Origin of the sequence: Aliiroseovarius sp. YM-037 (assembly GCF_048060095.1) — a bacterium.
Taxonomy (GTDB): domain Bacteria; phylum Pseudomonadota; class Alphaproteobacteria; order Rhodobacterales; family Rhodobacteraceae; genus JBLUOA01.
In genome coordinates, this window is sequence record NZ_JBLUOA010000001.1 from 1,610,514 (window position 1) to 1,632,332 (window position 21,819).

A 21,819-nucleotide genomic window follows, 5' to 3' on the forward strand; every position below is an offset into this window, starting at 1 on the left:
GATTCTGAGAGGCGTTTTGATCGGTGATAGCGTTTCTATCGCGCTTTTTTCCATAAGTTACACGCTTCGTTTACATGGTCATCTTTCAACGTCCTGCTTTCACATGAAAATCTATAAACCGAAAGAAAACGAATATTCGAGTTGACCTATTTTGCGCGTTTGTGTTTCTTGCACCTATTCAACAAACCAAATCAGGGGCCATCATGTCGGAGTCGTCGGGAAGAGACGGTGTAGTCGATCTGTTCGTTATCGGGGGCGGTATCAACGGCTGCGGCATTGCCCGTGATGCGTCCGGGCGCGGCATGTCCGTGACCTTGGCCGAGATGAACGATCTTGCCTCCGCCACGTCCTCAGCATCGACAAAGCTGTTCCACGGCGGCTTGCGCTATTTGGAGTATTTTGAGGTTCGCTTGGTCCGCGAAGCGCTGAAAGAGCGTGAAACGCTGCTTCGCGCCATGCCCCACATAGGCTGGCCGATGCGGTTCGTGCTGCCCTATCACAAGGATATGCGGTTCGAGGGCGAAACGCCGACGTCGAAGATCCTGAGCGTTGTCATGCCGTGGATGAAGGGGCGTCGCCCGGCGTGGCTGATCCGCTTCGGCCTGTTCCTTTACGACAATCTCGGCGGGCGCAAGATACTGCCCGGCACAAAGACCGTCGATTTGCGGACCGATCCGGTTGGAGAGCCACTTCAAGATCGATTTGCAACCGCTTATGAATATTCGGATTGTTGGATTCAGGACTCGCGCCTTGTGGTGCTGAACGCCCGCGATGCAGAGGCGCGGGGCGCGCGGATTATGACGCGCACAAAGGTCACAGCCGCCGAGCGCAAAGGCGATCTTTGGGAGGTAACGACCGAGGACGCCGCAAGCGGCGCGGTCACCGTCCACAAGGCGCGGATGTTGGTCAATGCCGGTGGCCCGTGGGTCGAAGACATCATCCGCAACACCGCCCGCATCAACGCGACCGAAGGCGTGCGCCTTGTTCGCGGCAGCCATATCGTGACGAAAAAGCTGTTTGATCATGACAAATGCTATTTCTTCCAGGGGCAGGACGGGCGTATCATCTTTGCGATCCCGTATGAGACGGATTTCACGCTGATCGGCACGACGGATGCGGACCACGAAGATGTCTCCGTCAAACCCGTCTGCACGCCGGAAGAGGCGGATTATCTGCGCAAATTTGCCTCGCAATACTTCAAGCGCCCGGTGACTGAGGACGATATCGTCTGGACCTATTCGGGCGTCAGGCCGCTTTACGACGACGGCGCGACATCCGCGACGGCAGCGACGCGGGACTATGTTTTGAAGGTCAACGATGACGGCGCACCGTTGCTGAACGTCTTTGGCGGCAAGATCACGACCTATCGCAAGCTCGCTGAACACGCTCTTGAAAAGATCGCTCCGTTCTTCAATGGAACGCCGGAAAGCTGGACTGCTGGCGTGCCCTTGCCCGGTGGCGACTTTCCGGTCGCGGATGTTGAAAAGCTGATTGCCGACCTCAAAACCCAACACCCGTTCCTTGATGATTTCTGGGCGCGGCGGCTGGTGCGCGGATACGGAACGGATGCGTTCGTGATGCTTGAGGGCACGACAGACGCCGACGCACTCGGCGAGGCGTTTGGCGCGACCCTCACAGAGCGCGAAGTCCGCTGGTTAATGGTTCACGAATATGCCCAAACCGCCGAGGATGTCGTTTGGCGCCGCAGCCGGCTTGGCCTGCGGTTGAGCACTGACCAGATCGGGCACCTTGAAAAGTGGATGGCCGACGCACGGTCCGATCACACTGCCAAGGCGATCACGGGGTAGGGGCGTCGCAGCCTCTTCCCTTCCGAGTATGCTCGGCGGTATCGTGTGGGCCACATGCCGCTAAGCAGTGACGGGGGTCGATCTCTGGGATCACCCCCGCCGTTTTAGACAAGAAGGTATAACTGCTTCATGACCTATATCCTCGCTATCGATCAGGGCACGACCTCCAGCCGCGCGATCTTGTTTGACAAGTCGATGAAGATCACCGCCACGGCGCAGGAAGAATTTCCGCAGCATTTCCCAAAGTCGGGATGGGTGGAGCATGATCCTAGCGATCTTTGGTCGACCACTGCGGGCACTTGCCGCGAAGTGATCGAACGCGCCGGGATCACAGCCGCAGATATCACCGCGATCGGTATCACTAACCAGCGGGAAACCACCGTCGTTTGGGATCGCGAAACCGGCAAGCCGATCCACAACGCGATTGTCTGGCAGGACCGGCGCACGGCCGAATTGTGCCGGGAACTGCGGGATGCCGGGAAAGAAGAGACATTCACCGAAAAGACCGGACTGCTGCTTGACCCGTATTTTTCGGGCACCAAGCTGAAATGGATTCTCGATCACGTCGATGGTGCCCGTGACCGCGCCCGAAAAGGGGAGCTTTTGTTCGGCACCGTCGATAGCTTCCTGATCTGGAAGCTGACCGGAGGCCAGTCACATGTCACCGATGCAACGAATGCCGCGCGGACCTTGCTTTACGATATCCACAAAGGGCGCTGGAGCAGCACGATTTGCGATATTCTCGACATTCCGATGGAGATGTTGCCGGAGGTGAAGGACTCCGCCGCTGATTTTGGCATGACTCGAAGCGATCTGTTCGGGCGAGAGATTCCGATTCTGGGCGTCGCGGGCGATCAACAAGCGGCGACGGTCGGGCAGGCGTGTTTTGAACCGGGGATGCTGAAATCCACCTACGGAACCGGGTGTTTCGCGCTACTGAATACCGGCGATACGCCGGTTAAGTCGGAAAACAGGCTTTTGACGACGATTGCCTACCAGTTCGATGGAAAGCCGACCTACGCGCTGGAAGGGTCGATCTTTATCGCGGGCGCGGTCGTACAATGGCTGCGGGACGGTCTGAAAATCATCCGGGATGCGAAAGAAACCCAGCCCCTCGCCGAAGCGTCGGATGAGGGGCAGGATGTTATTCTGGTGCCTGCGTTCACGGGCCTTGGCGCACCGTATTGGAACGCCGATTGTCGCGGCGCGATTTACGGTCTGACTCGCGGCTCCGGCCCTGCCGAATTCGCGCGCGCGGCGCTTGAAAGCGTCGGCTACCAGACTCGCGATCTGATGGAGGCAATGAACGCCGACTGGGAAGGCGGCGACAGCGCCGTCTTGCGGGTCGACGGCGGGATGAGCGCTTCTGACTGGGCGATGCAGTTCCTGTCTGACATTCTTGACGCGCCAGTCGATCGGCCAGAGGTGTTGGAAACAACGGCGCTCGGCGCTGCATGGCTCGCCGGGATGCGCGCCGGCATCTACCCGGATCAGGCAGGGTTCGCCGAGGCGTGGGCGCTGGAGCGGCGGTTTGATCCTGCGATGGACTCAGGTGATCGCGCCCGGAAATACGATGGCTGGAAACGGGCTGTTCAGGCGACGCTAAGCGTTTGAAACGACTGCCACTTGCCGATGTGGGGGATTTTCCAGGCATTTCGCAGCGCGAAAGGCATGTGGCGGAGAGACAGGGATTCGAACCCTGGGTGGGTTTGCACCCACAACGGTTTTCGAGACCGCCCCGTTCGACCACTCCGGCACCTCTCCGCGAAGGGTCACGCGGGGGGATGTAATCCGCGAGCACGATGGGCGCAACCTATTTTTGGGACGACTGCGCCGAAGATCAAACCTTCGAAACTCCACACGCTCCTCCCTTGGCAATCCCGTTCGGACGCTCTACCACGGGATCATCGACCAATGAGGGTGTGGAGGGTCCGATGATCAGGAAATTCGTAACAGCAGCCTGTTTCGCGCTGGGTCTGGTGCCGCTCTCATCGCAGGCGAAGGACGTTGACGCGCTGTCTGAGGTCATTGGGATCGCCGAGGTGATCGAAATCATGCGCGAAGAAGGGCTTGGCTATGGCGATGAGCTTCGCGATGAAATGCTCGGCGGGCAGGGTGGCGCGCATTGGGATGAGCGGATCGACCAAATCTACGACACGTCCCGCATGCGGGCGATGTTCGACCGCCATTTTGAAACAGAAATGGCGGGTGTCGATCAGACGCCGCTGATTAACTTCTTCAGCTCGGACAGGGGCCATCAAATCATCCAGTTGGAGCTAAGCGCGCGCCGCGCACTGCTCGACGAAGCGGTAGAGGAAACCGCGCGAGAAACCCTGCACATCGCGGAATCCGACGGATCGGACCGATTAGAACTGATCCGCCGCTATTCGGATGTGAACGATCTGATCGATGCCAATGTCGAAGGGGCGCTCAACTCAAACCTAGCGTTCTTTCGCGGCTTGCAGGAAGGCGGCGCGTTCGAGGGCGAGTTGACGGAGCAGCAAATCCTGATCGACGTTTGGTCGCAAGAGCCAGAGATAAGGATGGAAACCACCGAATGGGTGTTGTCCTACCTTCTGATGGCCTACGGGCCGCTCACCGATGACGATATCGAAGCGTATATCGCCATGTCCGAAACCGAAGAGGGCCAAGCGATGAATCGCGCGCTGTTCGTTGCGTTTGACGAGATGTTCGTTGAGATTTCGCACAATCTGGGCGACGCCGTCGCGTTGTTTATCGCGGGCGAAGACATTTAATCGTCAAGCACGTCGCCGAGGCTGTCAAACAGCGGTTGAAGCTCCGCCTCATATCGTTTCCACGCTTTCAGCGACGATTTGTAGATCGGTTGACGCACCTGATAGACGCTTAGCGTGTCCACTTTGCGCTTGTTTTCGTGGAAGTTCAGGCACGCGTCTTCCCATTCAAGCCCGGCCGCCGCGACAAGCTTGCGGCTTTCTTCCTCTGGATTTTCGATCAGATCGTCATACCTGATTTCATGGAACCGATCCGGGGCGATGCCGCGCCAGAAGTCGATCATTTCAACGAACATCCGATAATATTGGCCAAGGTCGTGTAGGTCATAGCTGTATAGGTGTGTGCCGTCCGGGAAGACGTTCTTGTAGATCGACAGCAGGTTGTCGCGCGGATCACGGCGCACGACGATCACCTTGGCGTTCGGCATGGAAAGCCAGACAAGCCCCATCACCAGATAAGTCTGGATCGACTTGTCGGTAATGCGGTCGGAACCGGGCAGCAGCGTTTCGATATAGGCTTTGTAGTCATCCGCAAGCGCACTGATCTCGGCGCGGGTGATATTCCCAATCGCGCGATCCCCGCTCGGTGGCAGCATCAAACCGTAGCCTTGGCGGGCGAAGCGGCCTGTCTCACCGGCACCGGTGACGGTCGAATGGCTGGCGAGGATTTGTTCGATCAACGTTGTGCCCGACCGGGGCATACCGGTGACAAAGATCGGAGCATAATCGCTGTCGTTCGTCAGGGGGTGGCCGTCAGGCTTGAACCCCGCGAACGCTTTTTTCATACGGTCAACTTCATCCCGGCGCTGGCTGATGTGATACTTGTGTTCCTCGCGCACCAGGCGGTTTGCGTCGTTGAGGTAGGTGAATACGCGATCATGCGCCTTGATGTCCTCCATCGCTTTTGACAGGGCAAACCCAAGCTGCATCCGGTCATGCTGGCGCAGATCATCGCGGGCATAGGTGTCTTCCATCAACGCCAGCACGGGATCATCCTCGGTGAACTTATGGGATGCGCTGAAGGTGCGATAGATTTGGCCGTTCGTCGGATCAACCTCATAGGCCTGCCGAAAGATGTCGGCGGCAGCGTCGAAATCGCCAAGCGATTGCAGGATTGTGGCCTTGGCCGAATACATAGCCGCGTTCTTTGGCTCCATCGCGATGGCCTTGTCGATCGTCGCGATAGAGGCGTCGCGATCCCCAAGCGCGGCGAGGGCTTTGGCAAGCAACTGATGGACCTGCGCGGTTTTTAGGCCGAGCGCGAGGCATTTCTTTAGGTCATCCCGCGCCTTGTCATGCAGGCCGTCCTTGGCGTGGATCTGTGCGCGGGTCCGGTAGGCGATGGGGTTGTTCGGGTCGATCTTGATCGACCGATCCAGCAGATCAAGCGCTATGGACCGCCGATCCAGCGAAAGATAGGCGTTGGCGAGGTTGGCGAGCGTAGCAGGCGCGCGGGGCGTCAGGGATCGCGCGTGTTCAAGTTGTTCGACCGCGCCGGCCGCATCGCCACTGCTGAGCAGCAGATCGCCGTAGTTGGAATAGGCTTCGGCGTATGATCCGTCGAGCGCGATGGCCTTGCGAAATGTCTTACCGGCACCATCCAAGTCGCCCTTTTGCCGCAAAGCTCCGCCCAGCATGGTATGAAGAACCGGGACAGATGGATGTTGACGCAGCAGGGCGCGCACCTTGCGTTCCGCTGCAGCAGCGTCGCCCGCATTGAGCGCCCTGACGACATCCTGCAGACGCTCGGGCCGTATGCCGCCGGTATCGACCTTTGTCTTACCGGATCGATTGGAAAGCCTTTGGCTAATCTTCTGGCGAGTGTCGCTGGGCAGACCGGATGCCTCAAGCTGGCGCAATGCTGCTGAGGTGGCGGTTGCGTCGTCCAGCCGCAACAACGCCTCTGCATAGCTTTGCCAGATTGCGGGCTGTTTCGGTTTGAGGGCCGCAGCTTGCCCAAACGCCTTTGCGGCGCTTTCGAAATCCAATGCCTTCATGCGGATTTGGCCAATTTGAAAATGCGCCTCTGCGATCTTCGGATTGGCTTGCAGAATGTTCTGGTAGATCGCCAAAGCTTCCTTCGCGCGGCCCTTATTCTGCAAATCGAGCGCTTGCGAATAAAGCTGCGGGATCTTCGAAGGATTGATCGGTAGCATTCAGAACCTCGTTTACGATGCTTATCCGGTCTCTAGCGAAAAGCACCGCAAGGTCCAAGGGGGTTATCCGCTGTGCAGCCTTAGCGCGATCATCAAAGCACCGGGGCTTGTGCGATATAACGACAGTTCCGATTGCAGGCGCAGCGTTGCGATGTCGCGAGTGGCCGCGTTGACATCCATCATGTCATAGGCTTGCGTCAGCGTTGCGCCGCCGCCCGCTTCGATGTCCGCGATTAGGGCTGCGTGGTTTTGTTTAACGAAAACCTCGGTATTCTGACCGGGTGCAGTTGCGGGATTTGACGACGCCATCGGCGGTAGGGTGGAGCACCCCCAAAGGGCCGACAAAAGAACCGTAAGAAAAAGGGTGGTGCGCATGGTATTTCCCGCGATGAATGGCTTGACTTCGCGGTCATATGCACAGATATACGCGGCTCTGTGCAAGGGATGCTTGCAGAGATAAGCGAAACCACGCTCGGATAGGGCGCGCTGTTCGCGGCGCCGGAAACGGCACAAACACCCGGAACGCCGGGGGCCACAGGACGCGGGAAACGAAGGAAAAGCGAATGTTTGCAGTCCTCAAGACTGGCGGCAAGCAGTACAAGGTTCAATCGGGCGATATGCTCCGCGTTGAAAAACTGGCTGCAGATGCTGGCGAAAAAGTCCAGTTCAATGAGATTCTTATGGTTGGGGCCACCGTTGGCACACCGACCATCGAAGGCGCGGCTGTTCAAGCCGAAGTCGTCGACCAGATCAAAGGCGATAAAGTCATCCACTTCGTCAAGCGCCGCCGGAAGCACGGCTCGCAGCGGACGAAGGGCCATCGTCAGCAGCTGACCCTGCTGAAAATCACCGATATCCTTGAAAAAGGCGGTGATAAATCCGGGGTCAAGGCAGCAATCGGTGCGGGCTCCGTTTCGGCAGTCGCAGTCGAAGCCGCGAAGCCCGCAAAGAAAAAAGCAGCGCCGAAGAAGGCCGAAGCCAAGAAAGCCGAGCCGAAGAAGGCAGAGCCGAAAGCCGAAGCTAAAAAAGCGGCGCCGAAGAAATCTGCGGCGAAAGCAGCGGCTGATGACCTCAAGCAACTGTCGGGCGTTGGTCCCGCGCTTGAGAAGAAGCTGAACGAAGCTGGCGTCACTACCTTTGCCCAAATCGCGGCATGGTCGGACGCAGACGTTGCAGAGATGGACGAGAAACTGTCGTTCAAAGGCCGGATCGAGCGTGAAGACTGGATCGCTCAGGCCAAAGAACTGGCTAAAGGTTAAGGAGAGACACGATGGCACATAAGAAAGCAGGCGGTTCATCCAGAAACGGTCGCGACTCTGCCGGTCGTCGTCTGGGTATCAAGAAGTTCGGTGGTCAGGACGTGATCCCGGGCAACATCATCGCGCGTCAGCGCGGCAACAAATGGTGGCCGGGTGAAAACGTAGGGCAGGGCAAGGATCACACCCTGTTCGCGACCGCCGAAGGGAAAGTGACCTTCCGCAAGGGCTTCAAAGGCCGCACCTTTGTATCGGTCCTTCCAGTGGCGGAGGCCGCTGAATAGCCGAACCCGCATAGGTTAAAGATATCAGGGGATCGGCAGACCGCCGATCCCTTTTTCGTTTCAATGTTTGAAAGGCCCGTTAGATGGCCGTCGCAACAGGTGCATTTCTGATCTTCGCCGTCAGTCAGGTCGGCACGCCGGGGCCCGCTAACATGGCACTGATGGCAACGGGTGCGCGCTATGGCTTGCAGGCAGCACTGCCGTTTGTTGCGGGCGTTGTGGTCGGAAAGCAGCTGATCATCTGGCCGATTGGTTTTGGCCTGATGGGCCTCGCGGACCGCGTTCCACTGCTGTTTGAGGCGCTGAAATGGATCTCGGCCGGATATATTTTCTGGCTGGCCTGGCGCGTCGCCAATATGCGGCTGGATATGGATACGAAAAGCGCGAAAGCGCCTGGTTTTAAGGCCGGATTGCTTGTTCACCCACTCAATCCAAAGGCGTGGGCGATGACGACAACCGGGTTCACCGCATTCGTTTCGGCGGGTACGTCAACCTTGAACGCCACAGCATTGATCGCCATCTGCCTCTTTACGGCCCAAATCGTCCTGCACCCTATCTGGACGTACGGGGGAGAGAGGCTTGCAAGAGCAGTCGCCGGACATACGGCAGAAAAATACCTGATGTGGACATTGGCGGCGCTGACAGTCGCCAGCGTCCTCTATGTGCTTTTCGGAGGAGGGAAGGCATGAGATACGAGACGATCGTCACCCAACCTGTGATCGAAGCCAACCGGTTCATCCTGCGCCCCGTGCGCCGTTCCGATGCCGGGCTTCTGGAAATGTATGCGTCTGACAAGCGCGTCGCCGAGGCGACATCTTCGATTCCGCATCCGCTGCCGCCCGGAACAACAGACGCGTTTATCGCCCGCGCACTTGATGAGGAGCGGACCGAGGACGTTTGGATCATGGACGGGACAGAGCTTGGTCATTCCGAAGTGCTGGGTGTGATCGGTCTTGACCGGATGGAGCGTGCGCAGTCTGAGGTCGGCTATTGGGTGGCGCCTGCGTTCTGGAACACAGGCCTCGCCTCCGAAGCGGTCGAAGCGTTGTTGCGTGCCAACCCGCAGAATTGCGAAACGATCTTTGCACAGGTATTTCAGGATAACCCGGCCTCGGCCCGTGTTCTGACGAAGGCCGGGTTTGAATACCTTGGCGATGCCGAGACGCACAGCGTTGCACGTGGCGCGAATGTTGCGACATGGACCTACCTGCGAAAGCTTAGCGCCTAGCAGCAAGGCTTGAGGTCGCCCGCGAACTCGACTATCGCGGGGGCCAACCAATCGAAAGCCGCACCTATGAAGTTCCTCGATCTCGCCAAAGTTCATATCCGTTCCGGTGGTGGTGGCGGGGGCTGTGTCAGCTTCCGGCGGGAAAAGTATATCGAATATGGTGGCCCTGATGGCGGCGACGGCGGGCGCGGCGGTGATGTGATTGCCGAAGCTGTTGACGGGCTCAATACGCTCATCGACTTCCGCTACCAGCAGCACTTTTTTGCCAAAAGTGGCCAGCCCGGAATGGGCAAGCAGCGCACCGGTCATGACGGCGATGATATCATTCTGCGCGTGCCGGTCGGCACCGAAATCCTCGACGAAGATCAGGAAACGGTTATTGCCGATATGACAGCGGTCGGCCAGACCGTTGTGCTTGCGAAGGGGGGCAATGGCGGCTTTGGCAACCTGCATTTCAAGTCTTCAACGAACCAAGCACCGCGCCGCGCGAACGCGGGCCAGCCGGGCGTCGAGCGAACGCTTTGGCTGCGCCTGAAACTGATCGCGGACGCGGGCCTTCTGGGCCTACCGAACGCCGGTAAATCCACCTTCCTAGCGGCGACATCGAATGCCCGCCCCAAGATTGCGGATTATCCGTTCACCACGCTGCACCCGAACCTCGGGGTCGTTGGCGTAGACAATGCGGAGTTCGTCGTCGCGGACATTCCCGGCCTGATCGAAGGCGCACATGAGGGACGCGGGATCGGGGATCGTTTCCTTGGCCACGTCGAGCGTTGCGCGGTGCTGTTGCATCTGGTTGACGGAACGTCCGAAACGCTGGTCGAGGATTATCAGACCATTATTGGCGAGCTTGAAGCCTATGGCGGTGCACTTGCCGAAAAACCTCGCATCACCGCGCTGAACAAGATTGACGCGCTGGATGATGAGGAACGCGCAGAACGTGCCGCACTTCTGCAGGAGGCTGTCGGCGGTCCCGTCTTGCAGATGTCTGGCGTCAGCCACGAAGGGCTGACGGAGGTGCTGCGGGCCGTGCGCGCCCAGATCGAAGATGATCGCATCCGCATCAAGGAAGCGGGTGAGGAGCCTCAGCCGTGGCGACCCTAAGCACAGCGCGCACGCTGGTTGTCAAGATCGGCTCTGCCCTGTTGGTCAATCGCGAAACGGGGCGGCTGCACGGCGACTGGCTGCACGGGTTGGCAGAGGATGTCGCCACAGCGCGGGGGCGGGGGGCGAATGTCGTTCTCGTCTCCTCCGGATCAATCGCGCTTGGGCGCCGGGTTTTGAAGCTGCCCGATGGCACGCTATCGCTCGAACAAAGCCAAGCTGCCGCCGCCGTCGGGCAAATCCAGCTCGCCCGAGCTTATGAAGAGGCGCTGACCCCCCACGGCATCACAACGGCGCAGGTTCTGGTGACGGCGGAGGACAGCGCGAACCGACGGCGCTATTTGAATTCCCGCGCGACGTTTGAACAGCTGCTGTCGCTTGGGGTCGTGCCAATCGTCAATGAAAACGACACTGTCGCAACCGATGAGATCCGGTTTGGTGACAACGATCGGCTTGCCGCGCAAGTTGCGGTGACAGTTGGCGCGGATCAGCTTGTGCTGCTGTCCGACGTTGACGGCCTCTACACCGCAAATCCGCAGGTCGACCCGACCGCAGAACATTTGCCGATTGTCGAAGCCATCACACCCAAAATCGAAGCGATGGCGGGGGAGGCGACCTCAGAAACCTCGAAAGGCGGGATGCGCACCAAGCTGCTCGCGGCGAAGACCGCGACCGGATCGGGCTGCGCGATGGCGATTGCGGAAGGGTCGGTGATCCGCCCGCTTCAGGCCATCGAAAACGGCGCTCGCGCCACGTGGTTTCTGGCGCAAACGGACCCGCAAGCCGCCCGCAAACGCTGGATCGCGTCGATGAACCCCAGGGGCGACGTGCAGGTCGATGCGGGGGCCGCCCACGCCTTGCAACAGGGCAAAAGCTTGCTGCCCGCTGGTGTAACCCGTGTATCCGGTGCGTTTGGCCGGGGCGATCCAGTCGCTATCCTCGGCCCAGACGGAGAGCGCCTCGGCCACGGTTTGATCCGCTATACAGCAGACGAGGCAACGGCCATCAAAGGCTGCCAATCCCGCCAGATCGAAGACATCTTGGGCTATCCGGGCCGCGCCGCCTTGATCCACCGCGATGATATGGCGCTTTAGCGGGCTTGCTGCTAAAACGATCCCTCGGGATAGACCCGCCCAAATCACGGACCGATCCGATGAAAGACCAAGACTCGATTCAAACGCTGATGGATGACATTGGCCGCCGCGCCCGCGCCGCGAGTGCGGAGCTTGCCTTCGCCTCAGCCGAGCGCAAACACGCCGCCTTGATCGCTGCCGCCGATGCCGTTTGGGCGCGCCGTGCGGACATTATTGCGGCGAACGCGAAGGATATGGACTACGCCCGCGAAAAAGGCCTGTCCGACGCAATGCTTGACCGGTTGATGCTGGATGAGGGGCGGGTGCGATCCATCGTGGATGGGCTTCGCGCGATAGCCGAGCAGCCTGATCCGGTTGGCGAGGTGATGTCCGAGTGGGATCGCCCGACGGGCCTGAACATCAAACGGGTCAGAACCCCGCTTGGCGTGATCGGCGTGATTTACGAAAGTCGACCCAACGTGACGGCGGATGCCGGCGCACTTTGCCTGAAGGCCGGGAATGCCGTGATCCTTCGTGGTGGGTCGGAGAGTTTTCATAGCTCCGACGCGATCCATGCCTGTCTGGTCGAGGGATTGAAGGCCGCGAACCTGCCCGAAGACTCAATCCAAAGGGTGCCGACCCGTGATCGTGCTGCCGTCAGCGAAATGCTGACGATGACCGACCATATCGATGTGATCGTGCCCCGTGGTGGCAAGGGGCTTGTCGGCCTTGTTCAAAGGGAAGCGCGGGTGCCGGTTTTCGCCCATTTGGAAGGCATCGTGCATATCTATGTCGATGCGGCTGCCGACCGCGAAAAGGCGCTGCGTGTTGTTCTGAATGCAAAGACCCGGCGCACCGGGATTTGCGGCGCGGCGGAGTGCCTGCTGATCCACCGCGACATTGCTGACGGTTTGGGGGCAGAGATCGTGCGGGCGCTGATCGCTGAGGGTGTTGAGGTGCGTGCAGATGACGGTTTGCAGCAGATTGAAGGCACGACCGCCGCATCAGACGACGACTGGGGCCGGGAATACCTTGATACCATTATCGCGGCGCGGGTCGTTGACGATGTCGACGACGCGATTGCTCATATCCGGCGCTATAGCTCCTCTCATACGGACTGCATCCTGACTGAAGACGACGCCGCAGTCGCGCGGTTCTTTCAACGGCTCGACAGTGCAATTCTGATGCACAACGCCTCAACCCAATTCGCGGATGGTGGAGAGTTCGGCATGGGGGCCGAGATTGGTATCGCGACCGGAAAAATGCACGCACGCGGCCCGGTCGGGGCAGAGCAACTGACCAGCTTCAAATACCTCGTCGCCGGGAACGGGACGACGCGCGACTAAGCACTGCGTCAGAAACTGATACGCACGCCGCCATCTTCCACGGATACTTGCAATTTGCGGTTCAGGTCGTGGATCGTTTGCGGCACTAGGGCGAATTGCACTTCTGCGGGCCGCACTTGTTGCGCGGCGGTGGGGTTTGACAATACCTCCCACAACTCCGGTTCGATCTTTAGCTTTTTGGTCCGGCCTTCCAACTGCCAGCGCCCGGAGTCTTCGGTGACAACGATCTGCCCGCCGAAGGGCATTGCCGTTTCCAAGCACTGGATGAGGAGAAACGCGAGCTTGGCCGTCGCGCGGATCGGGTCCGCCGTGACCTGCCAATCAATCGAAATCCGCCCGGCCTTGCAGTAGGCGGTCAGGATCGAACACACTTCTCGCCGGGCGATCTGCTGGTCAGTGTCCGCCGCGCCGAACGCGACCCGGAAGAACCGGATGCGGGCGTTGGCGTTTTCCACGCTCTCGCTGATCAGCGACAGTTCGGGGCTATCGGACGCTTGCGCCATCGCCAAAAGCTCTACCCCATTGCCGATTGCGCCCAAAGGGCTAATAAGGTCGTGACAGATACGAGAGCCGAGCAGGGCGGTCAGATCTGGCTTGGTCAAGGTTTGGGGCGTCGTCATGGGCGATGATCCTGTCAGGAGAGCGATATGGATGATCCGAGTGCGATCTATGAGCCCGGAATGCTCGTTCGAAATCCGGCCGAGCCTGATTGGGGGCTTGGGCAGATACAATCGAACATCGGTGGTAAATTAACGGTTAACTTCGAAGAGATCGGCAAGGTGGTTCTCAATACATCGCGGGTTGAGCTGGAGTTGGTGTTTGACTCCTGACATACCAGCAAAGCGACTACAACCATAACGCGAGTATACATTGCCGCCGGGGCGCATGTTGCAAATCAGTGGTCCGCTGCGTAGAACGCCACGAACACAAGGGGAACAGGACATTTACGACACGATGAAAGTCGCCGATCCGAAGTTTGAGATCCGTCTGGCCCAGCGAGAACCCGACCTGCTGGCGGCGCAGCGCTTGCGCTATGACGTCTTCGTAGACGAACTCGGCGGTGACGGAGAGCTTGTGGATCACGACAAACGGCTAGAGCGCGATGCGTTCGATCCGTTCTATGATCACCTGATCCTGATTGACAAACGTCGGAGTGAGGCGGAGTTGGATCACGTCATCGGGGTCTATCGGCTTCTTTTGGGGGAAAAGGCCGACGAAATCGGGCGGTTCTATTCCGAAGATGAATATGACCTCGACCCGCTCAAGAAAACCGGACGTAAACTGCTGGAGCTTGGCCGATCCTGCCTTCACGCGGATTATCGCGGTGGGATGGCGATGTTCCACTTGTGGAACGGATTGGCCGAGTATGTGCTGAAGAACGGGGTGGAGGTGCTGTTCGGCGTTGCGTCGTTCCACGGCACCGATGTTGACGAGGTAAAAGAACCTCTTTCCTACCTCTATCACAATCACCTCGCGCCGGAGGATCTACGGGTCCGGGCACAGAGCGCACATTACCAGTCGATGAACCTGCTTGATGGGGATGCTGTCGATCGTCGCCGCGCGATGGTGGCGACGCCCGCGTTGATCAAAGCCTATCTGCGTTTGGGCGGTTTCGTTGGGGATGGCGCGTTTATCGACCACGCATTCAACACCACGGATGTGTGCGTGCTGATGGACACGAAACGCCTGAACCCCAAGCAAACCAAGCTGTATGTCGAGGGGCGGGGGGCGTGACATCCTCAACCTGGCGGCCGGAGGTTGAACCGGAGCCTGAGCGGATTTCGCTGCCCGGTTGGGTCCGGGCCGTCTTTCGCGGAACGGCCCTTGCGCTTGTGACCTTTGGGTGCTTGTTGCTACTTATCCTTATACGGATCGTCGAGCGGCCCCTGTTCGGGGTGCGCCGCCCTGTTACGCCTTACATCACGCAGTTTGTCTGCCGTTCTGCGTTTGTCATCCTCGGCCTTGGATATTCGACCCGCGGCACCGCGATGCGGGGGCAGGGGGCAGTGGTGTCAAATCATGCGTCATGGCTTGATATATTTGCGCTGAATGCGCGGAAGCGGATTTACTTTGTATCAAAGTCCGAGGTCGCAGACTGGCCCGGTATCGGTTGGCTCGCGCGGGCGACGGGAACGGTGTTCATCAATCGAAACCGCAGCGAAGCCGTTGAGCAGAAACGGATTTTCGAGGAGCGGCTGAACGCCGGGCACAAGCTGTTGTTTTTTCCGGAAGGAACATCGACCGACGGGCTTCGCGTGTTGTCGTTCAAGTCGACGCTGTTTTCAGCGTTCTTTTCCGACAATCTGCGCGACAGTTTGGAGGTGCAGCCGGTTACGGTCGTCTACTACGCACCGCCGGGACATGACGCGCGGTTTTACGGCTGGTGGGGCGATATGGGATTTGGCCCGCATCTGTTGCGCACTCTGGCCGTTGCGCGGCAGGGCCGGGTTGAAGTGGTCTACCACCCGCCGGTCAGGGTCGCAGATTTTCCAGATCGCAAGGCGCTTGCAAAGCACTGCGAAGCGGTTGTGCGCGGCGCGTTACCGTTTGAGGCAGAAGAGGTGTTGCAGCCGACCACGTGATTTGCACGACCTTTGGTCGCACAAAGCCTCCGGCGGGATATTTTTGGAAAATGGTGGCGGCGGTCAGTGCATGGCGGAGAGGAGATGGCCGAGATGCGCAGCCGGGTCTTCGGCGTTCCAGATTTCCTCTCCGATCCCGAAGAAGTCCGTGTAGCGCGCGAGGGCGCGGATCGTTTCAATGTCGAGCGCGCCTTCGGCGACCACGGGCACTTCGATCATTTCGGACCACCATTGGAACAGATCGGGGTCGGCTTGCGTGCCGTCGCCCAGCGGGGTCGCGCCAACGGGGCCAAAGCTGATGTAGTCCGCGCCAGCCTCGCCCGCTGTCATGCCGTCATGACGGGACGCGCCGCAGAACGCACCGACAATTGCATCCGCACCAAGCGTCTTGCGGGTTTTCCGGGCTGACCGGGCGCCGTCTGTCAGGTGCACACCGTCAAGGCCAAGCCGTTCGACCAGCATCACGTGGCTGTCGATCACGAGCGCAATGTCGCGGGCATGGCACAGTTCCCTGAGCACATCCGCGGATTTTGCGATCCGATCCTCATCCCGCGTTGCCATGGCAAGGCGCACGCAGGCGATGTTCGTCACATCGAGAACCCTCGAAAGCGTTTGCGGAAATTGCAGCAGTTCGAACTCTGCCGGGGTGATGAGGTAGATCTGTGGCTGCTCGGCGTCGGCCATTGTCGGGCTCCGTCATTGGTGGTGTGGCTGCTATAGCGGGGATTTTCCCAATTGGCTACTTGATGTCGGCTGCGGGTCGCCAGTTTCGCGTTGCCCCCGCGCCTTGCCAGAGGCCGGTCCAGAGCGTATCACGCCGCAGGCAATTTTCCGAAGGCGCGCATGATGACCGACAGACCCTGGACCGGGCCACAGCCCGCGATGATCCTTGTTCGCCCGCAGATGGGCGAGAACATTGGCGCGGCGGCCCGTGCGATGTGGAACTTTGGCCTTGATCGGATGCGGATCGTAGCACCGCGCGACGGATGGCCGAACCCCAAAGCGGGCGCGATGGCATCGGGGGCAGGGCGGTTGCTGGACGAGGCGGGGTTGTTCTCTGACGTTGGCGAGGCGATTGCCGATTGTAACTTTGTATTTGCGACGACGGCACGGCATCGCGGGCTGACGAAACCGATCATGACGCCTGAACGCGCGATGGATCATGCCCGCGCCCTGATTGCGAGCGGTCAGAAGGTCGGTGTTCTGTTCGGGCCTGAGCGTGCGGGGCTTGAGAATGAAGATGTTGCACTTGCCAATGCCATTATCTCTGTTCCCGTTAATCCTGATTTCGCGTCGCTGAACTTGGCTCAGTGCGTTTTGCTGACGGCGTATGAGTGGCGCCGACAGTCGGTGGACGCCCCGGCCGAGGTGGTTGAGATGGCTAAGACCGAATTCGCCGAGGCGATTGAGGTTCAAAAGCTCGGCGATCACTATGAGGAACGGTTGGCGCAGGCCGGGTTTTTCTTTCCCGAAACCAAGGCCGACGGTATGAAAACCAACCTCAGAAACCTCTGGAGCCGGATGCCGATGACCCGCGCGGATGTGCAGGTGTTTCACGGCATCCTGCGGCAAATGGTGCGTTGGAAAGAACGCGGGGAGTGACTTGCAGACACCCCGCCGCCACCATAGTTTGCCGGAAACGGGCCGGGGGCTGAGATGAGTCAGAAGCGCAGTATTTTTGAAGAGGTCGACGACGCAAAGCCTGCGGAGGCCACGCCGAAGACCGGCGTGATCGACCGCGCACCGAGGGGTGCCCGGCGGGCGGTTCGGGGATGGCTGATCGCGATCTTCGCCCTAGTCGCGATCATGATTGTGGTTGGCGGTCTGACGCGGCTCACCGATAGCGGGCTGTCGATCACCGAATGGCAACCGATCAGCGGTGCTGTGCCGCCCCTCTCCGACACCGATTGGCAAGCGGAGTTTGAGAAATATCAGGCGATCCCCGAATTCCGGATTCAGAACAGCGAGATGACGCTGGCGGAGTTCAAATCGATCTTCTGGTGGGAATGGGGGCATCGCCAGCTTGGCCGGGTCATCGGCCTCGTCTGGGGTGTCGGGTTCCTGTTTTTCTGGCTGACGAAGCGGATGCCGACGGGTTGGACGGGACGATTGCTTGGCCTCGGTGTGCTTGGCGGTGTTCAGGGCGCGATTGGCTGGTGGATGGTATCGTCTGGCCTGACCGGGCGGATGGTCGATGTCGCGTCATACCGGTTGGCGATCCATCTTGGCCTTGCCTTTGTGATCCTTGGGCTGACCACGTGGTATATCCTGATGCTCAGCCGACCCGAAGCGCAGTTGATGCAGGCGCGGCGGGGCCGGGAGGGAAAGTTATTTTCGCTGTCGACGGGCCTCATGCATTTCGCGTTTCTGCAAATCCTGCTCGGTGCGCTGGTCGCGGGGATTGATGCCGGGCGCGGCTATATCGATTGGCCCTTGATGGGCGGCCAGGTGATCCCCGATGGAATGATGAACCTATCGCCGTGGTGGTCGAATTTCTTTGAAAACCCGGCGTTGGTTCAGTTCCTGCACCGGGTCTCGGGCTATCTGCTTGTTATCTTTGCCATTGTCGTCTGGCGTCGCACTCGTACCAGTGGCTATACCGCGACCAAGGGCGCGTTTACCGCTGCCTTCGCGATGCTCATCCTGCAAATGCTGCTTGGGATTGTCACGGTCATGCAGGCTGCGCAGTGGCATATTGCCATCACTCACCAGATCGGTGCGATTGTAGCGTGGGTGCTGATCCTGCGCGCCCGTCACCGCGCGCAATATCCGTTATCCCAAAGCGTAAGAGGTTAAGATGCCCGCCTATCATGAGTTGATGGAGTTCCAGCGCGACACCGAAGCGCTGGCGCAGATCGCGGGTAGGCTTGGCTGGGATCAGGAAACCGTCATGCCTCGTGGTGCTGCGGCCCAGAGGGGCGAGGAGATGGCAGCGATTGAAGGTGTCCTCCACGCCCGCCGCACAGATCCGCGTGTGGGTGAGTGGTTGGCCGCGATTGATGCGAGCACATTGTCGAGCGAGGGGCAGGCCCAGTTGCGTCACATCCGCCGTGACTACGACCGCAACACCAAGGTGCCCGCCGCCCTTGCCGCCGCCATCGCGCGGGAAACGAGCCTTGCCCAAGGCGTTTGGGCCGACGCCCGTGCGAATGAGGATTTCGACGCCTTCGCCCCGACACTCGCCAAGGTGCTGCAATTGCGGCGCGAGGAAGCGGAGGCGCTGGCAAATGGTGGCAGCCGCTACGACGCGCTGTTGCAGGACTACGAACCCGGTGCGACCGGGGCAGAGCTTGAGGCGATGTTCGGCGCGCTTCGGCCCCGCCTGATCGCGCTGCGGGAACGCATCATGGGCGCAGATCACCAGCCCGGAGGAGTTTCCGGCAGCTTCGATGAAGGCAAGCAACTGGTGCTGGCCCGCAAGCTGGCCGAAACCTTTGGCTATGACTTTGACCGTGGGCGGCTGGATAAGGCGGTGCATCCGTTTTCCTCCGGCTCCGGCACGGATGCTCGGATCACGACGCGGACGGCGGCGGATGACCCGTTCAATTGTTTCTATTCGACGATTCACGAGGTCGGCCATGCAGCTTACGAGCTTGGGATCGACGACGCGTATCTGCTGACGCCGCTTGGACAGGGCGTGTCGATGGGGGTGCATGAAAGCCAAAGCCGGATTTACGAAAACCAGATTGGTCGCTCGCGTGCCTTTACCGGGTGGTTGTTCGATCAGATGACGGCGTCCTTCGGTGACATCGGCGTTGGGGATGCGGACGCATTCTACGGCGTCGTCAATCGGGTCGGGCAGGGCTACATCCGCACGGAATCGGATGAGCTGCAATATAACCTCCACGTTCTGCTGCGGTTCGATCTGGAACGCGCGCTTATCTCTGGCGATCTGCAAGTCGCCGATCTGCCCGGCGCGTGGAATGAGCGTTTTGAGGCGGACTTTGGCTTTGCCGTCGATAAGCCGTCGAACGGATGCCTTCAGGACGTACACTGGTCGGTTGGCTTGTTCGGTTATTTCCCGACCTACAGCCTCGGCAATGTTTATGCCGGGTGTCTGCACAAGGCGCTGCGGGATGCGGTGCCGGATCTGGACGAGGGGTTGGCGCAGGGCGACACCTCTGCCGCGACGGGCTGGCTGGGCGAGAACCTGCAGCGGCACGGTGGCCTTTTTGAGCCGCGCGAGGTTGTTGAACAGGCCTGCGGGTTCCGGCCGACTGAGGCACCGCTGCTCGACTATCTCGAAGAGAAGTTCAGCGCGATCTACAAGCTCTGAGCGATCGACTCAGGGCTGTTCCCATTCCGGGTCGCGTTTTTCAAGGAAAGCGGAAATTCCTTCTTCGGTATCGCGATCCAGCATGTTTTCGACCATGACCTGACCGGTGTAGGCGTAGGCCTGATCAAGCGGCATCTGCGCCTGTTCATAGAACGCCTGCTTGCCGATCCTCACGGCGGACCCGAGTTTTGCGGCGACCGTCTCTGCCAATCGCATGGTTTCCGCCGCCAGATCGTCTTGCGGCACGACCCGGTTGATGAGGCCAAGCGTTTCCGCTTTTTCGGCCTCAATGAACGCCCCTGTTGTCAGCATCTCAAACGCCTGCTTGCGGGGAATGTTGCGGCTTAGCGCGACCATGGGGGTTGAGCAGAACAGGCCGATATTCACACCATTGACACCAAACCGCGTTCCGGCGGCGGCAACGGCCATATCGCAAGACGCGACCAACTGGCACCCGGCGGCTGTGGCGATGCCGTGGACCTCGGCAATGACAGGTTGCGGAAGCTGCGGCAGCGTCATCATCAGCGTCGCGCAGCGTTCAAATAGATCGGCGAAATAGGCCTTGCCGCCATCCTCCGCCGAACGCCCGCGCGTCATTTCTTTCAGGTCATGCCCGGCGCAAAAGGCTTTGCCGCTGCCCGCGAGGATGATGACCCGGATCGACCGGTCTTCGGCAAGGCGGGACAGTTCGTCTTGCAACCGCGCGATCATGGTGTCGGACAGCGCGTTGAGGTTGCCGGGGCTATTCAAGGTCAGCCGCGCGACCGCGCCGGAATCTTTTCGCAAAACCAGATCTGCCATCTTGCCCTCCCTCGGGTTTCGGGCAAACCTTAGGCCGTCAATGCCGAGAGGAAAAGTATGCCGTTGAAAATGTCGCGTGATGAGTTGCAAACGTTTCTGGTTAAGGCGTTTCCCCAAGTCTCGGATGATTTCGAAGTGCTGACCGTCAATGATGCGCAGATCACTGTGCGGATGGCGGTGAGTGATCGAAACCTGCGGCCCGGCGGAACGGTGTCGGGGCCGTCGATGTTCAGCCTCGCGGATGTCAGCATCTATCTTGCAATTTTGTCTCGAATCGGGCCGAAGGCGCTGGCTGTGACTACGAATTGTTCAATCGACTTTATGCGCAAGCCGGAATCGGGTCGTGCCTTGGTTGCCACCGCGCGGTTACTGAAACTAGGGCGAGTTTTGGCGGTTGGCGATGTTCTGATCTATTCGGAAGGCGGGGGGCAGCCCGTTGCGAGGGCTGGGTTGACTTATTCGATCCCACCGGAGCGGGCGTAGTGGGCCCGGTTGCATGTTATTCAGGTGGTTTCGCGGTGTAGATGGTGGGGTAAAATAATACCGTATTTATATCGCGTTGATTTTCTTCACTAAATTGCACACGATGGCGCTTGACTGTGCGCACATACCCTGTAAAACCCGTCCATCCGAATGAAAGAGGGGCGGCATCGCCTCTGCACCCAGATATTACAGGGTTAATACAAATGAAAACCTTCACCGCTACTCCGGCGGATATCGAAAAGAAATGGATCCTGATCGACGCCGAAGGCGTTGTTCTGGGTCGTCTTGCTTCGATCATCGCCATGCGCCTGCGCGGCAAGCACAAGGCGAGCTTCACACCGAATATGGACATGGGCGACAATGTTATTGTCATCAATGCTGACAAGATTCAGCTGACCGGCAAGAAACGCTCTGACAAGGTCTATTACCGTCACACCGGCTACCCCGGTGGGATCAAATCCCGCACCGCGGGTCAGATCCTTGAAGGGGAACACCCGGAACGCGTCGTGACCAAGGCCGTTCAGCGCATGCTGCCCGGCAACCGTCTGTCGCGTCAGGTGATGACGAACCTGCGCGTTTATGCGGGCGGCGATCATCCACATGAGGCGCAAAGCCCCGAAGTGCTGGATGTAAAATCCATGAATTCCAAAAACACCAGGAACGCTTGAT

General features: G+C 59.5%; 23 protein-coding genes and 1 tRNA gene. 18 read left to right on the forward strand and 6 right to left on the reverse strand.

Annotation, left to right across the window (positions count from 1 at the left end):
- Positions 1–203: 203 nt before the first annotated feature.
- Positions 204–1,808 (forward strand): glycerol-3-phosphate dehydrogenase, encoded by a 1,605-nt coding sequence (gene glpD, locus ACEWPJ_RS07950; RefSeq protein ID WP_416512250.1) that lies wholly within the window; start codon positions 204–206, stop codon positions 1,806–1,808.
- Positions 1,809–1,937: 129 nt separating this feature from the next.
- Positions 1,938–3,422, forward strand: coding sequence for a glycerol kinase GlpK (gene glpK, locus ACEWPJ_RS07955; RefSeq protein WP_416512252.1), 1,485 nt, complete (start codon positions 1,938–1,940; stop codon positions 3,420–3,422).
- Positions 3,423–3,482: 60 nt separating this feature from the next.
- Here the strand turns inward: glpK and ACEWPJ_RS07960 are convergent.
- Positions 3,483–3,572 (reverse strand) — tRNA-Ser (locus ACEWPJ_RS07960).
- 170 nt (positions 3,573–3,742) lie between these two features.
- Between ACEWPJ_RS07960 and ACEWPJ_RS07965 the strand changes: the two genes are divergently transcribed.
- Positions 3,743–4,564 (forward strand): hypothetical protein, encoded by an 822-nt coding sequence (locus tag ACEWPJ_RS07965; RefSeq protein ID WP_416512253.1) that lies wholly within the window; start codon positions 3,743–3,745, stop codon positions 4,562–4,564.
- Here ACEWPJ_RS07965 and ACEWPJ_RS07970 read toward each other — a convergent pair.
- Complete coding sequence (locus ACEWPJ_RS07970) at positions 4,561–6,717, reverse strand: sulfotransferase (RefSeq protein WP_416512254.1); 2,157 nt, start codon at positions 6,715–6,717, stop codon at positions 4,561–4,563. The genes ACEWPJ_RS07965 and ACEWPJ_RS07970 overlap by 4 nt on opposite strands.
- Before the next feature lie 63 nt (positions 6,718–6,780).
- A complete protein-coding gene (locus tag ACEWPJ_RS07975) occupies positions 6,781–7,092 on the reverse strand; it encodes a hypothetical protein (RefSeq protein ID WP_416512256.1) in 312 nt (103 codons plus the stop codon).
- Positions 7,093–7,280: 188 nt separating this feature from the next.
- Here ACEWPJ_RS07975 and ACEWPJ_RS07980 point away from each other — a divergent pair, with 188 nt between their 5' ends.
- From ACEWPJ_RS07980 to ACEWPJ_RS08010, 7 genes are all read left to right on the forward strand, one after another.
- On the forward strand, positions 7,281–7,976 hold the full coding sequence (locus ACEWPJ_RS07980; RefSeq protein WP_416512257.1) for a 50S ribosomal protein L21: 696 nt from the start codon (positions 7,281–7,283) through the stop codon (positions 7,974–7,976).
- Positions 7,977–7,987: 11 nt separating this feature from the next.
- Positions 7,988–8,257 (forward strand): 50S ribosomal protein L27, encoded by a 270-nt coding sequence (gene rpmA / locus ACEWPJ_RS07985; RefSeq protein WP_416512258.1) that lies wholly within the window; start codon positions 7,988–7,990, stop codon positions 8,255–8,257.
- Between the two features lie 83 nt (positions 8,258–8,340).
- Positions 8,341–8,946 (forward strand): LysE family translocator, encoded by a 606-nt coding sequence (locus tag ACEWPJ_RS07990; RefSeq protein WP_416512260.1) that lies wholly within the window; start codon positions 8,341–8,343, stop codon positions 8,944–8,946.
- Entirely contained in the window at positions 8,943–9,485 is a 543-nt protein-coding gene (locus ACEWPJ_RS07995) for a GNAT family N-acetyltransferase (protein WP_416512262.1), read from the forward strand. Before ACEWPJ_RS07990 ends, ACEWPJ_RS07995 begins: the two co-directional genes overlap by 4 nt.
- 66 nt (positions 9,486–9,551) lie before the next feature.
- Positions 9,552–10,589, forward strand: coding sequence for a GTPase ObgE (gene obgE, locus ACEWPJ_RS08000; RefSeq protein WP_416512263.1), 1,038 nt, complete (start codon positions 9,552–9,554; stop codon positions 10,587–10,589).
- The gene (gene proB, locus ACEWPJ_RS08005; protein WP_416512264.1) at positions 10,577–11,683 is read left to right on the forward strand and encodes a glutamate 5-kinase; all 1,107 of its coding nucleotides are present in this window, start codon (positions 10,577–10,579) and stop codon (positions 11,681–11,683) included. Before obgE ends, proB begins: the two co-directional genes overlap by 13 nt.
- A gap of 59 nt (positions 11,684–11,742) precedes the next feature.
- A complete protein-coding gene (locus tag ACEWPJ_RS08010) occupies positions 11,743–13,008 on the forward strand; it encodes a glutamate-5-semialdehyde dehydrogenase (protein ID WP_416512265.1) in 1,266 nt (421 codons plus the stop codon).
- Between the two features lie 8 nt (positions 13,009–13,016).
- Here ACEWPJ_RS08010 and ACEWPJ_RS08015 read toward each other — a convergent pair whose 3' ends face one another.
- A complete protein-coding gene (locus ACEWPJ_RS08015; RefSeq protein WP_416512266.1) occupies positions 13,017–13,628 on the reverse strand; it encodes a histidine phosphotransferase family protein in 612 nt (203 codons plus the stop codon).
- A 27-nt stretch (positions 13,629–13,655) separates the two neighbouring features.
- On the opposite strand from ACEWPJ_RS08015, the gene ACEWPJ_RS08020 reads away from it, so the two are divergent.
- The 3 genes from ACEWPJ_RS08020 to ACEWPJ_RS08030 all read left to right on the forward strand — a co-directional run bounded on the left by ACEWPJ_RS08020 (position 13,656) and on the right by ACEWPJ_RS08030 (position 15,590).
- The gene (locus ACEWPJ_RS08020) at positions 13,656–13,838 is read left to right on the forward strand and encodes a DUF3553 domain-containing protein (RefSeq protein ID WP_416512267.1); all 183 of its coding nucleotides are present in this window, start codon (positions 13,656–13,658) and stop codon (positions 13,836–13,838) included.
- A 124-nt stretch (positions 13,839–13,962) separates the two neighbouring features.
- The gene (locus ACEWPJ_RS08025; protein ID WP_416513024.1) at positions 13,963–14,742 is read left to right on the forward strand and encodes a GNAT family N-acetyltransferase; all 780 of its coding nucleotides are present in this window, start codon (positions 13,963–13,965) and stop codon (positions 14,740–14,742) included.
- Positions 14,739–15,590: a lysophospholipid acyltransferase family protein gene (locus ACEWPJ_RS08030; RefSeq protein WP_416512268.1), complete on the forward strand. Its 852-nt coding sequence runs from the start codon at positions 14,739–14,741 to the stop codon at positions 15,588–15,590. The genes ACEWPJ_RS08025 and ACEWPJ_RS08030 overlap by 4 nt, the downstream gene beginning before the upstream one ends.
- Positions 15,591–15,653: 63 nt before the next feature.
- Here ACEWPJ_RS08030 and ACEWPJ_RS08035 read toward each other — a convergent pair whose 3' ends face one another.
- Complete coding sequence (locus ACEWPJ_RS08035; RefSeq protein ID WP_416512270.1) at positions 15,654–16,274, reverse strand: thiamine phosphate synthase; 621 nt, start codon at positions 16,272–16,274, stop codon at positions 15,654–15,656.
- Between the two features lie 162 nt (positions 16,275–16,436).
- On the opposite strand from ACEWPJ_RS08035, the gene ACEWPJ_RS08040 reads away from it, so the two are divergent.
- From ACEWPJ_RS08040 to ACEWPJ_RS08050, 3 genes are read left to right on the forward strand one after another with little or no spacing between them, the layout of a single operon-like run.
- Entirely contained in the window at positions 16,437–17,192 is a 756-nt protein-coding gene (locus ACEWPJ_RS08040; RefSeq protein ID WP_416512272.1) for an RNA methyltransferase, read from the forward strand.
- Between the two features lie 54 nt (positions 17,193–17,246).
- Positions 17,247–18,386, forward strand: coding sequence for a heme A synthase (gene ctaA / locus ACEWPJ_RS08045; RefSeq protein ID WP_416512273.1), 1,140 nt, complete (start codon positions 17,247–17,249; stop codon positions 18,384–18,386).
- Between the two features lies 1 nt (position 18,387).
- The gene (locus ACEWPJ_RS08050) at positions 18,388–19,866 is read left to right on the forward strand and encodes a carboxypeptidase M32 (RefSeq protein WP_416512274.1); all 1,479 of its coding nucleotides are present in this window, start codon (positions 18,388–18,390) and stop codon (positions 19,864–19,866) included.
- Between the two features lie 9 nt (positions 19,867–19,875).
- On the opposite strand, the gene ACEWPJ_RS08055 is transcribed toward ACEWPJ_RS08050, so the two are convergent.
- Entirely contained in the window at positions 19,876–20,667 is a 792-nt protein-coding gene (locus ACEWPJ_RS08055) for an enoyl-CoA hydratase (RefSeq protein WP_416512276.1), read from the reverse strand.
- 57 nt (positions 20,668–20,724) lie between these two features.
- On the opposite strand from ACEWPJ_RS08055, the gene ACEWPJ_RS08060 reads away from it, so the two are divergent.
- Complete coding sequence (locus ACEWPJ_RS08060) at positions 20,725–21,150, forward strand: PaaI family thioesterase (protein WP_416512277.1); 426 nt, start codon at positions 20,725–20,727, stop codon at positions 21,148–21,150.
- A gap of 203 nt (positions 21,151–21,353) precedes the next feature.
- Positions 21,354–21,818: a 50S ribosomal protein L13 gene (gene rplM / locus ACEWPJ_RS08065; RefSeq protein WP_416512278.1), complete on the forward strand. Its 465-nt coding sequence runs from the start codon at positions 21,354–21,356 to the stop codon at positions 21,816–21,818.
- Position 21,819: the final 1 nt, after the last annotated feature.